14 protein-coding genes are annotated in these 14,469 nt (G+C 39.7%); all 14 read right to left on the reverse strand.

Going from position 1 to position 14,469, the window contains the following annotated elements; genetic code table 11:
* Nucleotides 1-113: 113 nt before the first annotated feature.
* The 14 genes from J2Y03_RS05655 to J2Y03_RS05720 all read right to left on the reverse strand — a co-directional run bounded on the left by J2Y03_RS05655 (nucleotide 114) and on the right by J2Y03_RS05720 (nucleotide 14,342).
* Nucleotides 114-1,328: a cytochrome P450 gene (locus tag J2Y03_RS05655; protein ID WP_310191739.1), complete on the reverse strand. Its 1,215-nt coding sequence runs from the start codon at nucleotides 1,326-1,328 to the stop codon at nucleotides 114-116.
* Nucleotides 1,329-1,459: 131 nt separating this feature from the next.
* Complete coding sequence (locus tag J2Y03_RS05660) at nucleotides 1,460-2,290, reverse strand: SDR family oxidoreductase (protein WP_310191742.1); 831 nt, start codon at nucleotides 2,288-2,290, stop codon at nucleotides 1,460-1,462.
* A gap of 188 nt (nucleotides 2,291-2,478) precedes the next feature.
* Entirely contained in the window at nucleotides 2,479-3,561 is a 1,083-nt protein-coding gene (locus J2Y03_RS05665; protein ID WP_310191745.1) for a TRAP transporter substrate-binding protein, read from the reverse strand.
* Between the two features lie 67 nt (nucleotides 3,562-3,628).
* A complete protein-coding gene (locus tag J2Y03_RS05670) occupies nucleotides 3,629-3,952 on the reverse strand; it encodes an NIPSNAP family protein (RefSeq protein ID WP_310191747.1) in 324 nt (107 codons plus the stop codon).
* Between the two features lie 127 nt (nucleotides 3,953-4,079).
* Nucleotides 4,080-5,036 (reverse strand): NAD(P)H-dependent flavin oxidoreductase, encoded by a 957-nt coding sequence (locus J2Y03_RS05675; RefSeq protein WP_310191749.1) that lies wholly within the window; start codon nucleotides 5,034-5,036, stop codon nucleotides 4,080-4,082.
* Between the two features lie 159 nt (nucleotides 5,037-5,195).
* Nucleotides 5,196-5,363, reverse strand: coding sequence for a hypothetical protein (locus J2Y03_RS05680; RefSeq protein ID WP_310191752.1), 168 nt, complete (start codon nucleotides 5,361-5,363; stop codon nucleotides 5,196-5,198).
* Nucleotides 5,364-5,367: 4 nt separating this feature from the next.
* The gene (locus tag J2Y03_RS05685) at nucleotides 5,368-6,132 is read right to left on the reverse strand and encodes an enoyl-CoA hydratase/isomerase family protein (RefSeq protein WP_310191754.1); all 765 of its coding nucleotides are present in this window, start codon (nucleotides 6,130-6,132) and stop codon (nucleotides 5,368-5,370) included.
* Between the two features lie 54 nt (nucleotides 6,133-6,186).
* On the reverse strand, nucleotides 6,187-7,362 hold the full coding sequence (locus J2Y03_RS05690; RefSeq protein ID WP_310191757.1) for an acyl-CoA dehydrogenase family protein: 1,176 nt from the start codon (nucleotides 7,360-7,362) through the stop codon (nucleotides 6,187-6,189).
* 73 nt (nucleotides 7,363-7,435) lie between these two features.
* Nucleotides 7,436-8,605 carry an acyl-CoA dehydrogenase family protein gene (locus tag J2Y03_RS05695; protein WP_310191759.1) on the reverse strand — a complete coding sequence of 390 codons (1,170 nt, stop codon included), beginning with the start codon at nucleotides 8,603-8,605 and terminating at the stop codon, nucleotides 7,436-7,438.
* Nucleotides 8,606-8,699: 94 nt separating this feature from the next.
* Complete coding sequence (locus tag J2Y03_RS05700; RefSeq protein ID WP_310191762.1) at nucleotides 8,700-10,832, reverse strand: acetate--CoA ligase family protein; 2,133 nt, start codon at nucleotides 10,830-10,832, stop codon at nucleotides 8,700-8,702.
* A gap of 47 nt (nucleotides 10,833-10,879) precedes the next feature.
* The gene (locus J2Y03_RS05705) at nucleotides 10,880-12,040 is read right to left on the reverse strand and encodes a thiolase family protein (protein WP_310191765.1); all 1,161 of its coding nucleotides are present in this window, start codon (nucleotides 12,038-12,040) and stop codon (nucleotides 10,880-10,882) included.
* Nucleotides 12,041-12,064: 24 nt separating this feature from the next.
* On the reverse strand, nucleotides 12,065-12,496 hold the full coding sequence (locus J2Y03_RS05710) for a Zn-ribbon domain-containing OB-fold protein (protein ID WP_310191767.1): 432 nt from the start codon (nucleotides 12,494-12,496) through the stop codon (nucleotides 12,065-12,067).
* A 141-nt stretch (nucleotides 12,497-12,637) separates the two neighbouring features.
* On the reverse strand, nucleotides 12,638-13,495 hold the full coding sequence (locus tag J2Y03_RS05715; protein WP_310191770.1) for a hypothetical protein: 858 nt from the start codon (nucleotides 13,493-13,495) through the stop codon (nucleotides 12,638-12,640).
* Nucleotides 13,496-13,553: 58 nt separating this feature from the next.
* Complete coding sequence (locus J2Y03_RS05720) at nucleotides 13,554-14,342, reverse strand: cupin domain-containing protein (protein ID WP_310191772.1); 789 nt, start codon at nucleotides 14,340-14,342, stop codon at nucleotides 13,554-13,556.
* Between the last annotated feature and the right edge of the window lie 127 nt (nucleotides 14,343-14,469).

Genomic DNA, 14,469 nt, shown 5'->3' on the forward strand with positions numbered 1-14,469 from the left:
GATACGATGTCAACTCCCCAGCACTACATCCGTTTTCATCTATTACGCTTTGTATCTTTAGTAAACCTTCATGATGATAATAGGATTTCATACTACTCGCAGCTTTATGCGTGTTAAAAGTTTCTTAATCGAAGAGTTTTCAGACCGAAAGATATTTCACTAGCCACCGTCTGCCACTCAGTTTCTGGAATCATTTCAATTTTAGGAAACATATCCAACAATACTTTGAATACTATTTGAGCTTCTAGGCGTGCAAGTGGCGCCCCCAAGCAAAAGTGAATCCCGTTCCCAAAAGCCATATGTGGGTGTTTTGTGAACTTTCTGTCTAACTTGAATAAATGTGCATCTTCATATATTTCCTCATCTAAGTTTGCTGACATTAACCACGTATTAATCGGATCTCCTTTCTTAAAATGATGACCATTAAACTCCATATCCTCCGTTACCTTTCTAAATATTGTTTTTACCGGAGAATAGTAACGAAGGGTTTCTTCCACATGTTTAGGGATAAGCGATGAATCATTTCTAAGCTGTTCTTCAATATTGGGCTGTTCAATCAAAACCCTTACCCCACTTGAAATTAGATTTGTCGTAGTTTCATTCCCAGCAGCAAGTAACAACAAGCAGTTACCTATCAAATGTTCTTCTGGCATTCTTTTCCCATCTATTTCTGCGTCTATCAACTTTGATATTAAATCATTTTGCGGATTTCGCCTTTTTTCTTCAATCGCCTCTTCCAAAATGATTCTCAACTGCCCCAAAGCTTCTGCAAAAACTATTCTAAATTGCGCTAGATCTTCCTCTGTTGCACTCTCCGATGATCCAAAAGCGGTCATTGAAAGCTCTTTTAAAGTTTTCCGTTTCTCAACAGGAATCCCTAAGATATCAGCAATCACATATAAAGGTAATGGTTCAGCGAGATCTTTGACAATATCAATTTCATCTTTATCCTTAGTTTCATGAATTAAATCAACTACAATATCACGAATTCTCCCTTCTAATTTTCGCATTTCTCTAGGAGTAAAAAGTTTATTTAGTAAGTCCCGGTATTTTTTATGTTGTGGCGGATTCATAGTAACAACAGTAGTACCATCACCAAAAGCCGGTGATGGAAGACTATTGAACAACATTGGTTGTTGAAGTATATTGTAAATGTCCTTATATCGAAACACATCCCAAGTACCGCGTTCTTCATCCCATCTTATTGGTGAATTTTCTCTTAACATCTTAAAAATAGGAAATGGATTACTTCTTGATTCGTTGGAACGCAGTTCCTTCATTGGCAGCCATCTGAATTTAAAATTATATTTTGTTTTACTCTGATTCATAGAACACATTCCCCTTTTTAATTTAATTTAGAAAGTACCTAATTCTTTTAAACATCCGTAATGAAGCATTAAACCATGTAATCGATTTATTAATAAAATTGACAATCTCTTTTTTATAAAAAGAATAATCATTAGGCAAAGGAATATAACGCATAAGGGACATAAGCATAATCTACTTGAATATCTTGCCCGCTTATATAGGAGGACAAATCACTATTTATCAATAGCAAAGCGTTTCCTACTTCTTCAGCTGTTGCTGCTCTTCCTACTTTAGAAGTTCTTTCTTTTGCTATGGAGAACTTCGCAATTCTATCAAAGTCTTTCGTCATTGGAGTTATTACAGCTGCGGGAGAGATTGTATTTATTCTTATCTTCTCTCCTGATAATCTGTAAGCTACCTTTTTAACCCAAAGTAAAACTGCTTCTTTAGAAAGAGTATAAACTGGATTTGGAGTAGAGTTATAATGTTCCAGTAATTCTTTTTCCTTCTCAGTGAAATAAGTTTGTCCTTCTTCAAAGCTTGGTGAATCAATCAATGGAGATAAAGTACCGATATTATGCATCCATCGCATCCCCGCTATTGAAGAAACAATTGATATAGCTCCTCCTTCAGGAAGCCGTGGGATCAATAATTCAATTAGATATCTTGGCCCAAGGAAATTAATAGTTATAACATCCAATGAAGAAAATTTGCTATTTCCATACGTAGTGCCTGGTATACCTGCAACATTAAATATCTTGTCGATTTTTTTAGGCAATTGCTCAACTGCATTGTCTATCGACTTTTTATTACCTAAGTCAACACTTATATACTTCTTTACTGATAAAGTAGGTTCTTTAATATCTAGCGCATATACATTAGCTCCCTGTTCGAGTAATAATTTCGTTGTAGCCTCTCCCATACCTGAAGATGCCCCTGTTACCACAACTGTTTTTTCTTTGTAATTTAGTAAATCTTCCATAAACGTTCCTCCAATTTTTGAATAAACCTTCATTAATTTTAAGGTAGAATAACAATTGGTGTTTGTAAGTATTAAGAATAAGATTGAATCCTTTTTCATCTACACATGTTATTGTTTTACGAGTGACAAAAAAAGTTATTCCCATATCATTTCATATTGATAACATTTTCAAGATGGGATTAACATGTTTATTTAAGTGTTTCTAATTCCTCTTGAAACATTTCTAGTGCTTTGTTAAAAACCTCACTGTCCTGCCTTTTCAACCAATATTTATGAAATTCAGAGTAGGAGTTTTGCCACTGTTCTTTTTCACCTTCTGATAATTCATGAATGGTTATTTTTCCGGATTCAGCCAAATCTTCAACTATCTTTGTATTTAAATTCGCTTGATATTCAGTCAAAATACTTCCCATTTTATCGCCCTCTTGCATGATAACTTCTTGTATATCTTCAGGTAAATCTTGATATACCTCTTCATTTATGATTAGACCCTCTACTGCCGCTCCCATATTTATGCCTCGTGTTGCATACTTTGGCAATTCCAGGAGACCAAATTTCTCCGCAGTAGCATAGGCGATATGCATTCCTTCTACGACTCCCGTGCTAAACGCAGTATATAGTTCACTGGCATTAACTGATACTGGTGTGGCCCCAAGGTAGTTTAATGATTCAGTAAATACTCCACCAGATGCTCTTATTTTCATTCCTTTTAAATCCTCTGGAACCTTGATTTCTTTTCCATTTGTCATCATGTCATAGAACGGAGTAAAAGCCAAAGATATAGGTCTTACACCATTATTTAAAAATTCCGTTTCCAATATCGGGCTTTTTTGGGCAATTTTAGAATAAGCCGTAGCACCTTGGATAGTTGTTTCATACAATCCCGGTATACCAACCAATGCCGAACCTATCGGCATTTCACTAGGTGTATAACTGGGGGTGAAATGAGAAATATCGACTACACCCTTAGCCACCATACTTAATGAATCTTTTGCACTTCCAAGTTGTTCCGCAGGATAGAACTCAAACTGAACCCGGCCGTCTGTTGAACTGGTAACCCTTTCCATAAACGGTTCAAGATATTCCGTTACAAAATAAGACTCTGCTGAATTTCCCGTTGCCAGTTTTAAGGTGATTGATTCCTCACTTCCTTCATTATTTTTTTGATTACCAGCACTCCCTGCATCTTCTGCACTTGAACCACATCCTGCCGCAATTAATAGCAATACTATTAACCAGCCAATTAGAATGGAATATTTTGTAGCTACCATTTTATTCCCCTCGTATACGATTTAATATTTTACAGAATTGAATAACAATAAAATGTTATTTTTGACTTTACTTTAACGAAGAGTACTCAGTTGGCGTCAATATGCTGCTGACAATGCGCAAAGTTAATGCGCCATCTTCCTCAGATTTCTGACGACCTTCAATCCATTCAGGATCATTACCGAATAAACTCCAAGATTGTTCACGATGGGTAAGATTATTGAACTCACATAGATAAACTAGTTTTGGCGTTTCACCTATTAAGACGTTCCAATAACCAATTACTTTAATACCATGTTTTTCGAACAATGGTGATGTCAATTTTTCAAATCGTTCATGTAGTGCTGCAGCTTTACCGGGTGCAATGTAATATTCCCTCCACTCATAAATCATTAAAATTCACCTCTTTTCACATTAAAAGCAAAGAGTACCTCCTATATTTTTTGGAAATAAGTAAATCTTAAGTTCTACAATTCTATCAATCTATGTCATATTTTTTGTCAAACAATGAAAAATTAAATTATGACAATTTAGTATACATCCGCTCAGCCTCTAAAATCATATCCTCTATTAATTGGGCTACTGGGACAACCTTTCTTATTCTGCCTATAATTTGGCCCGCGTAAGCAAATCCCTGAGCTTCTATCCCTTCAAGAATGTAACGTTTATTTGCTGTGCCGCCTATTAAATTCTTCAAATTTTCATATGTTGGTAATTCCTTCTCAGCAGCCAATATACTTTCTGCCCAACTGTTTTTAATAACACGGGCAGGTCCTCCAATACTTCTCTTAATCACTACTGTATCTGTTACTTCACTTTCTATAATTCTCCTCTTATATAGCTGATTGGCTTGAATACATTCTTCCGTTGCAATAAAGCGTGTCCCCATTTCAATACCTTCAGCCCCTAGAACTAATGCTGCCAGCAACCCTCTACCATCACCAATCCCACCTGATGCGATAACTGGAATCGAGACTGCATCGACAACTAACGGAACGAGCACAATGGTTCCAATATCGTCACGCCCTATATGCCCCCCACCTTCTTGACCAACTACCATTATTGCATCGGCCCCAAGCTGTTCCGCATTAATGGCTTGCCTTTTTGAAGATACTAGTACAAGTTTCTTCACATCCACCCCTTCTAGTTGTTTAAAAAGGGGAGCCGGATTCCCACCAGTTATAGAAATCACAGGAACCTTCTCATCAACAACGACTTGTAACAAATGTTCATATGCCCGACCATGACTCCCAATCGCAATATTGACTCCAAAAGGTTTATTCGTTTTTTCCCTCATTCTCATTATTTCTTCTTTCAACTCTAAGGGAGAGGATAAACTCATTGCAGTAATTTGCCCAAGTCCTCCTGCGTTTGACACGGATGAAGCAAGTTCAGAATAAGATAAAAAGTGAAGTCCTCCTTGAATAATGGGATATCGAATCCCTAGTAAATTTGTTACTCTAGTTTCCCAATTCATACGATTCACCCGTTCTGTAATACTCTATTGAAGGTTTTGTTTCTTTTTTTCCATATCTCGCAGCGTCTTCTTGGAAACCTTCCCTGCAGCGGTAACCGGTAATTCATTAACAAATTCTACTTCTTTTATTTTTGAGTAGTAGACAGCTCTACTATTTTGTTAGTAGAGCTCTTCAAACATAATTCCCTGTCCTTCGTAAATATAAGCATTACGGCTGCCAAAACGGCGGGCACTCCCTTTCAGAATGGCACCGACTGGAACATTTGGGTAATCTATACTTCTTGGCAGATCTTGATTGTACACTCTCTCATCTGTCCAATTATTCATTTTTCTATTTCCCTATAAAGTTTGGCTTCCGTTTTTCAGCAAAAGCTTTGGGCCCTTCTTTTGCATCTTCAGTTTTAAAGATTTTTGTGGACATGTATGAATCCCAATAAAATGCTTGACTCATAGGCAAATCCAGAGAACGTACAGCCATTTCTTTTATAGCTCGAACGGCTAGTGGACCATTATTGGCAATTTTCTCAGCATATTCTTCAGCGGTTTCAATCAATTTTTCTTTAGGAACAACTTTATTGATTAATCCCATGTGATAAGCTTCTTCAGCAGTAAATTGATTTCCAGTCAAAATAATTTCCATTGCACGAGCCCATGGTAAATGCCTGACCAATCTGACAACTGAGCCACCAGCTGGATAAAGTGCCCATTTAGCCTCTGAAAGGCCAAAACGAGCATGTTCAGAGGCAATTCTAATGTCGGTTCCATTCATCATTTCCACTCCGCCCGCCAAACACCATCCATTAACCGCTGTAATGATTGGTTTGTAAACATTTGAAAACCAACGCTGATCACTTACCGCTATCGGTCTTTCTCCACTTGACATCTTAGGGACCAATTTCTTTAAATCTGCCCCAGCACAGAATGCTTTCTCGCCTGCGCCAGTCAAAATAGCAACTCGTAATGTATCATCTGCTTCAAATTCATCAAAAGTTGCGTGTAATTCATCTTTAAGTTCTGGAGTTATAGAGTTCATTGCCTCTGGACGATTGATAGTAACGTATAGAATGTGATTTTTCTTTTCTACTATTAATGACAAGATAATCCCTCCTTATCCCAATAAAATTTCCATTTTGTGTTTCCGCTACAACAGTCATCGACAAACTAATTCATCTTTTTTGATTAGGTGGGCTGGAGCAATCAAATTCGAGAGCTCCTTTAGGTGGTAATCGTATGTTCCAAACGATAATTCTGTAGCTTTTGCTCGATTCGAGTACAGATATAAACCGGAATCCAACGCAAAACCCATACCAGCCCATAATTGGTGTGCCATAAGTGTCGCCGATTTATATGTCTCACTCGTAAATGCTTTTGCAATCGCCAATTCCTGCTCAGCTTCCAGTCCTTCAGAAAGCAGCCACATTGCTTGATAAGTCGCCAATTGCGCTCCTTCTACTGAAGTTGCCATATTCGCCAAATGATGCTGAACCGCCTGAAAGCTGCCAATAGGGACCCCGAATTGCTTTCGTTCAGAAACATAATTGACCGTCATATCCAATACTTTTCGCGCACCACCGACCATTTCCATGCATTGTAATGCTGTCGCTTGCTTTCTCGCCAATTCAAAACTTTCTTCTGTTTTCTCTGTCCGTTCAATTCCACCTAATACGTTACTTTCATCCAATTCCACATTGTTAAATGTCACTACACTTTGAGCATCGTTACCAAATGTATTCATTGACTTCAGTGTTACGCCGTCATCATTTGGACGAACAATAAATGCTATCAAGCCGTCGTTCCCCTTGCCTTCCTCTAAACGAGCAATGACAAGAATATTATCGGCTACATCCGCGTTTGGTACGAATGCTTTTGTGCCATTAAGTACCCACCGGTCGTACAGCTTCCTCGCCGTGGTTATAAAGAATTCAGGATTATATAAGGCATCAGCCTCAGAAAATGCAACTGTACTGATCATCTTCCCCTCTGCAATTTGCGAAAGGTATCTCTTTTTCTGCTCATCAGTACCAAGTTGTTCAATGAGCAAGGATGCGTAAATTGTACTATAGAAAGTGGTAGGAAGTAGTGCTCTTCCAGCCTCTTCATAGATGACCCCAAGGTCAAACAAAGAACCCCCGATACCATTATATTGTTCATCAATTGCTACACCCAACCAGCCCATTTCGGCTATCTTCCTCCATAGGTCCACTGAATGTTTAGTTATGTTCGAATGTTGCGCTTCATCCACTAGTTCAAACGTAAGCTCATTCTCAAAAAACTTTCGAGCTGTTTGCTGCAACATGGATTGTTCTTCTGTAAATTGCAAATCCATAAAATGATTGCCTCCTTAAGATTATTTGCTAAATACATAAATTCGGAAAGAACGACATAAAAATAATAGTTTACTATTTACGTGGCAGCATTAAGCCCCGCTGTGCAACTATGTTCCGCATTACCTCATTCGTACCTCCACCAAAACGACGCAGTGGAACTGCCCGGTAGTATTGTGCGATCATCTTATAGAGTGGGTCCGCTTCGTAATCGTTCAACTGACCATATAGTTCAAAAATTTGCATTCCATAATCTACTACTTTAGTAGACAGCTCTGTCGTATAGACTTTAGACATGGATGCGATAGCGGAAACATCCTTGCCAGCATCAATCATCGAAGCGGCTCGATAGGTTAATAAACGTGCTATTTCAATCTCCATTTTAAGCTGAGCAAGACGTAACCGTACCTCAGGCCGTTGGACCAACAACTCACCGTCACGTGTAGTACGATTACAATAATTTACTAATTCGTCAAATACTCTCCAAATATGTGAGCCTATACCGATAGTAAATCGTTCTGTGTTGAGTGCGGAAGTGATAATATTCCAGCCACTGTTTACATCTCCAATCAAACTACTTTTTGGAACACGCACATCTTCATAAAACACCTCATTAACTCGATGATCCCAAGTTTTTATCTCAACTACTGAAATACCAGGAGTATTCATAGGAACCACAAAGACCGAAATTCCTTTGTGCTTAGGTGCATTTGGATCTGTACGCGCAGCTACCCATTGGTGCGTAGCACGATGCCCTCTAGTATTCCATATCTTATGGCCATTGATCACCCATTCATCACCGTCAAGTTCAGCACGGGTATGAAGGCTCGCAAGGTCTGTACCTGCACTTGGCTCGGAATAACTCATAGAAGGAATTATTTCACCGTTAATAAATTTCGGTAACCACACTTTTTTGTTTTCCTCTGTACCTTTATTAATAATAGCGTTCGCTGCATATTCCATAAATTTTATCTCTTGATCTGGAGCGTGATGGTATCGCATTTCTTCCATGAAAATAAGTTTATCTACAGCACCTTTATTCAATCCGCCGTATTCCTTCGGCCAATTCAACCCGTGCCATCCTTTTTCGATAACCTTTTGTAAAAAGACCTTTTCCAACGGCCCTGCCTGTTTGTCATCGGTCTCTTTAACTTCGGCAAGAAGTTCTGGAGTCACGTTTTCCTTTATAAAACTGCGAACCTCTTGTTGCCAAGCTAATTGTTCTTTTGTCAATCGAAAATTCATATCTCTGCCTCCTAGAAATGGGGGTTACTTCTATTCTTCTAAACTATTCATTGAAAGAATGGAATTTACTCCCCCTTTGTCCGCTCCTTTAAACTTACTTACTAACCACAGTTTCATACTCTGATTTAGACATCGTTATTAGCCCGTCAAGCGCAAGAACACCTTTTCCTTTTTCAAGAACTATTAATGGATTAATTTCGAGTTCCGACCAGTCATCCCCAAGGGTTAAAGCCAATTTGGAAATATTAGATAAAAGTTCTGCTAAGGCTTGAACGTCGTAATTTGATCCTCCCCGGTAACCATTAAACAGAGGGAAGCTTTTTAACTCCTTGATCATTTCCAATGCTTCCTCTTCAGTTATCGGTGCCACACGCTGTGAATAATCCTTCAACAACTCAACATATATACCACCTAACCCGCACATGATGATAGGACCAAAAAGTGGATCTCGTTTGACTCCAACAATCGTCTCTAAAAAAGGTCCTTGTGCAAGTTCTTCAATCAAATATCCTTCTATCTTTGAAGATGGAGAATGTCTACTTACACTTTGTGTGATAGTTTCATAGGCATTTTTTAATTCCTCTAAATTTTCTATTGGGAGAACAATCCCTCCTACATCACTTTTATGCATGATTTCAGGGGATACAACTTTCGCAACCAAAGGGAATGTTAAGCCACTAGCTATTTGAAAGATCTCGTCTAGTGTTTTGCCGACTCCTCCTCGAGGAATGGGTATATCGAATTGACTAAGTAAATCCTTAACCTTCGGTTCAGTAACACTTTTATCAGACGAAACTGGAAGCTTATTCTCCATAGATGGAGCCTTCAATGTCACCGGAGACTGCTTTCTAGTGCTATATCTCTTTTCATAATTGTATAAATGGTATAAAGATTTAACTGCACTTAAGACATTATTATAGGAAGGAATCCGGTTTTCATTTAAATACTTTCGAATATGACCGGTAAATTCTTCTCCTCCGGTTGTGATAACTATGATCGGCTTACTCGTTCTGTTATACGTTTCTACAAGAGCTTGTGCATACCGATCTCCGCCCATTTCTGTACTCCAATTAAACTGCAGAAAAAGTGCGTCTACTTCTTCCGCTTCTTCTAGTATCTCGACGCAATTAATGAAGATATCTCTATGCGTGGATATATCCACAGGATTATCAATTGATAAATACGACGGCACAAACTCTCTTAATTTTCTCCGTGTTTCATCCGATAAAACCGCTAATTCTAGTCCTGCTTCTACCAAATGATCTGCATTTGTTACGCCTTGGGTTCCTGAAACAACAAGGGTTGCAACTCTATTTCCTTTTGGCCTTTTTCTGGCATTAAAAGCTTTTAAAGCATCCTCCATCTCATCCAGGCTATCCACTTTGGTTAATCCATATTTTTCTGCTATCAAAGTGAATCCAGTATGGGAACTAGCCAAAGAGGCTGTATGAGACATCGCCGCTTTTTGACCTGCTTCGGAACGCCCCGATTTATAAATAATAAATGGCTTCTGTTTTTCCAATGCCCTTAATCCAAGCTCTTTTAGCTTTTGACCATCTGGTATTGCTTCCATGTAAGAAGCAATGATTTGAATCTCATCATCTTCAATATACATTTCCGCTATATCCAAAGTGTTAATATCTATTTGATTTCCAGTTGTAATCAATCGCGCAATACCGACCCCTTCACCGGTCGCACTTAATAAAGCCATAGAACCAGCTGCACCACCTTGTGTAGTCAAGCCAATACTTGAATTAATTTCTCTAACTATTGGAGTAAAGATTATAGGGATGTTATTTTTAACATTGTAAACACCTAGCGTGTTGGGTCCAAGAACTCGAATACCATTTTCTTTGCATAACTTTAAAATCTTATTTTGCAACTCCAAGCCTTCGTTTCCGGTTTCGGCAAAACCAGCAGACACGAGAATCACATATGGAACCTTCTTTTGTATGCATTCCCGAATTGAATTTTCTACCGAATCTTTAGGAACTGCAATCACGGCCACATCAATCTTATCAGGAATATCTAAGCCAGAAGGGTAGCATGGAAAGCCTTTTACCTCATCATATTTTGGGTTTACACAATAAACCTTCACTTCGGGATTTATTTTTTCAATGTTATTCATAAGTCTGTTTCCAACAGTATTTGGCTTTAATGAGGGCCCAAAAATCGCAATCGCATGAGGATTAATGAGCCTTGAATCTATAATATTTGATGTGTCCATCTTCATTTCCCCCTTTATTAATTATCTAAAATAGGCAATGACGTCGCTTAGTTGTGTAATATACCGATGGCGCCGTCACCGAAATCGCCGTACCCTGTAACAAGTCCGATATGAGCATTTCCTACTTGAGCTTCCCCGGCGTCCCCACGAAGCTGTCTCACAGTTTCCACCACATGGTTCATTCCCAATACATGGGCCTGAGATAGCAACCCACCGTGCGTATTTATTGGCATTTCGCCTCCAAGGGCAATTCGGCCGTTTTTAACAAACTCCGGACCTTCTCCTCTACCGCAAAATCCGATGGCTTCAAGTTGACGAAGGACTGTAAAAGTAAAACAATCATAGATTTCAGCAAAATCTATCTCGTTAAGAGTTATTCCCGCCATCTCCAGTGCACGGGGAGCGGCTTTAGAAAGCCCGATATTAAGGATATCAGGACGGCTAGTCAAATCGTCAGGGACATCGGCATGCCCTTCTGCACCCCCAGCAATATAGACAGGCTTATGCTGGGTGCTTATGCCTGATTTCGTGACTAGTACAGCCGCCGCCCCGTCCGTTTGCAAACTTATATCGTATAAATGAAAGGGAGAGGCCAAAATTGGTGAAGATCGATACTGCTCGCTTGTTAATGGTTTCTCTCTCATAACTGCATTTGGATTTAATTGTGCATGCTTCCGCGTGGTTAGTGCTATTGTTTCCATTCCTTGTGGATCCGCTTTTGTTTCATAGAAATAGCGAGTTGCTTGTGTACTATACCATTGTATAGGTACTAAAAGACCTGCGGGAAATTCTAAATCTCTCCGAATCTCCGTTGCAGGCATACGCGCCAATCGCTCCGTCGGATCAGATTTTACACTTCCGGAATATCCATTCCACCCTGTTGCTACAATTACTCTTTCCGCTAAACCAGCAGCAATTATTCCTGCCGCTTGAATAACTCCAGAAACAGCACTTGCTCCACCTATATGCACGTGAGAATGGTACTTCAAATCGCGAATTCCTAAAGCCCCAATAAAATCCTCATTGGAGGGCTTATCTTTTTTCACAGCCATAATTACTCCATCGACTGATTCGGAATCAATGCCCGCATCTATGCATGCCAGTTGTGCAGCTTCTAAAATAAGCTGGCTTTCACTCTTATCTGTTCCTCTCACATATTTGGTTTCGCCAATCCCTGCTATGACTGCCTTATCCACTATGCTTCCCACTCTAAGCACTCCCTTATTTTCGCATTATTTAGTTTCATCTTTTATCCAAGTTAAGACTGTTACATCCTCATTCACCTTGTCAAAAGACGCCTTCATTCGCATTCCGCATTCCAACGATTCTACATCGCTGCCGAAATAGCTTCCTAACATTCGAATTCCCTCTTCTAACTCAACAGCAACAACTGCATAAGGGAGTCGGTCCTTGTACCAAGGGTGGAAGGCCCGGTACATAACAGAGTAGGTATAAACATTTCCCGATTGCTGGATTTCTTTCCAACCTAATTTACTGTCATGGCATCTATTACAAAAATCTCTTGCTGGCCACTGAACATGCTCACATTTATTACATTGTTGTACCAACAATTTATTGTTTTGGAGTCCTTGAAAATATGGACCATATAACTTATTTTTTTCTATATCTGGAATCGGTCGTGAAATCTGAGAATCTACAGCCATACGATACCCTCCTAATTGTATGTAATATTAAATTCTTTCAATCTGTTGATACTTGGTTCAAACCCAACGAATAGTAGGTTTTAGTTAAGATTGCCGCCTATTCACACTTTTCTGGAAATTAAAGCGACAACTGAAAGGTATCTACGATTTCAACATCAGTTGAGCTGCTTCTCTTGCTGTTTGCCCGACTCTAATTCCCTTGGCCTCCGCCGTTTTGTTTATAGTGGATATAATACCAACTTCATAGGTATCCATTGGATAGCCGATGCGCGCTGTGTCCGTAGAAACGGTAGCAGCCATAATTCCGTGTTTATCCAACGTCCATAATCCATCAACGCCCGAATCGTCCATCCCTTTGCCGGCATCGTTGCAAATCACACCTTTTGGCATGATGCCCAAGGCGTAAAGAGCCATGGTCTCACCACCGTGTGAGGCGACACAGAATATATCGTCAGGATGCATTCCTTTCACGCGCGATGTGGACCAGCACAAGTAGACCTTGCCGTATGGTGTATCCACACTGTGGGTTTCTTCGTCAACCCGTCCGCTTATATCAATTTGTTTTCCGGGTTTACCTTTAAGCATAAGATGGGCAGCCTCTTCACCAGTTTGTCCAGGAGCAACGCCCAACGCTTTTGCCGCATTGTTGCAACGGCTTACACTCCCAGTTAGCAATGTTCTTCCATCACCAAGACTTGCCTCCATCGTGGCAATCGCTGCGGCAGGGACCCCGTATTCATCCGCGATGACAAGGCCGCCGATGCCTGCCTCATCCTTCCCGGGACCAGCTTCGTGGGCAATCCAGCCTTTGGCGCCCTGTCGCAGAGGAAGAACTCCTGTCGGGACGCCGGCAAAAGAGGCTCCAAGGACAACATCATTTGTCCAATTTCCCTTTTCAAAGGAGGTAAGTGAATTTCCTACCATGATGCGTCCGTTTGATCCTGAAAAATATTCAACCGCTTCAAAACCTTCAATTTTTGGAAATTCCATTTTTTTCACTATTCCCCGCTCCTTCAATCAAATTTAAAATAGCCTATTAGATCCTCAATGCTTTCCTTTATTTATCATCAAGATTGATGACAATATTTCCTGGATTACGGGCCGTCAAAAACTCAACTGTGTCAGTATCACTCACATTACGTTCAATATGTGGTAAGAACGGAGGTACACGAAGGAAGTCCCCTTTCTCAAACTCTTCATAGATCTTATATCCATCGCCATAAAGGAGTTGAGTTTTACCGCTGATAATGAAACCAGCTGTTTCTGCTTCACCATGAGTGTGCGCCCCCGAATCCATGCCAGGTTTACCAGTTACGCGTCCAATCCAAAGATTAGACGATTGAACACCAGTTCTTCGCGGCATATTTCGCGTTTGATTAGTTGACTCATCTAAATTCGACGCTTTTACAACCGAGACTTCTTGTTTTCTATCAATATTTAGAGGGATTTCAACATTCTCCTCAGGACCAACGTTCTCTACTTGAAAAAATGGAACCATTACAGTGACCAATTCAAGAGTTTCGTCACTACTTAAATTATTGCAGGTATATAATTGATAAGGCGGGATATGAATGAAATCTCCCTCATTAACTTCCACACAATTGTTATAGCCTTCACCATAAGACACTTTCGCTTTCCCTCTTAAAACATAGTGAACGGTATCGGATTGTTTATGATGCTGTGCCCCGGATTCAGCACTTGGTTTCGCTACAACACGACCCATCCATATCTTTTCTCCCACAACACCCGTGTTCCAAGTTATGTTCGTGTTTTGAGTTTTCTCAACTGTCAACTCATTACTTTTTGTTGCCCCGATTCGACTATGATCTACCGTATTGCTAGACATGTTTTCACCCCAATTTAGAATATAGTAATTTACAAGGTTTAGAAGTTAAGATATATGTTAAGTCACTATTATTCCGCCTTCAGAAAGACCTTGTTTGTCCAAGCTTTTTTCCATAACGTTACGAGAA

It is taken from the genome of Neobacillus niacini, assembly GCF_031457145.1.
GTDB classification, from domain to species: domain Bacteria; phylum Bacillota; class Bacilli; order Bacillales; family Cytobacillaceae; genus Neobacillus; species Neobacillus niacini_J.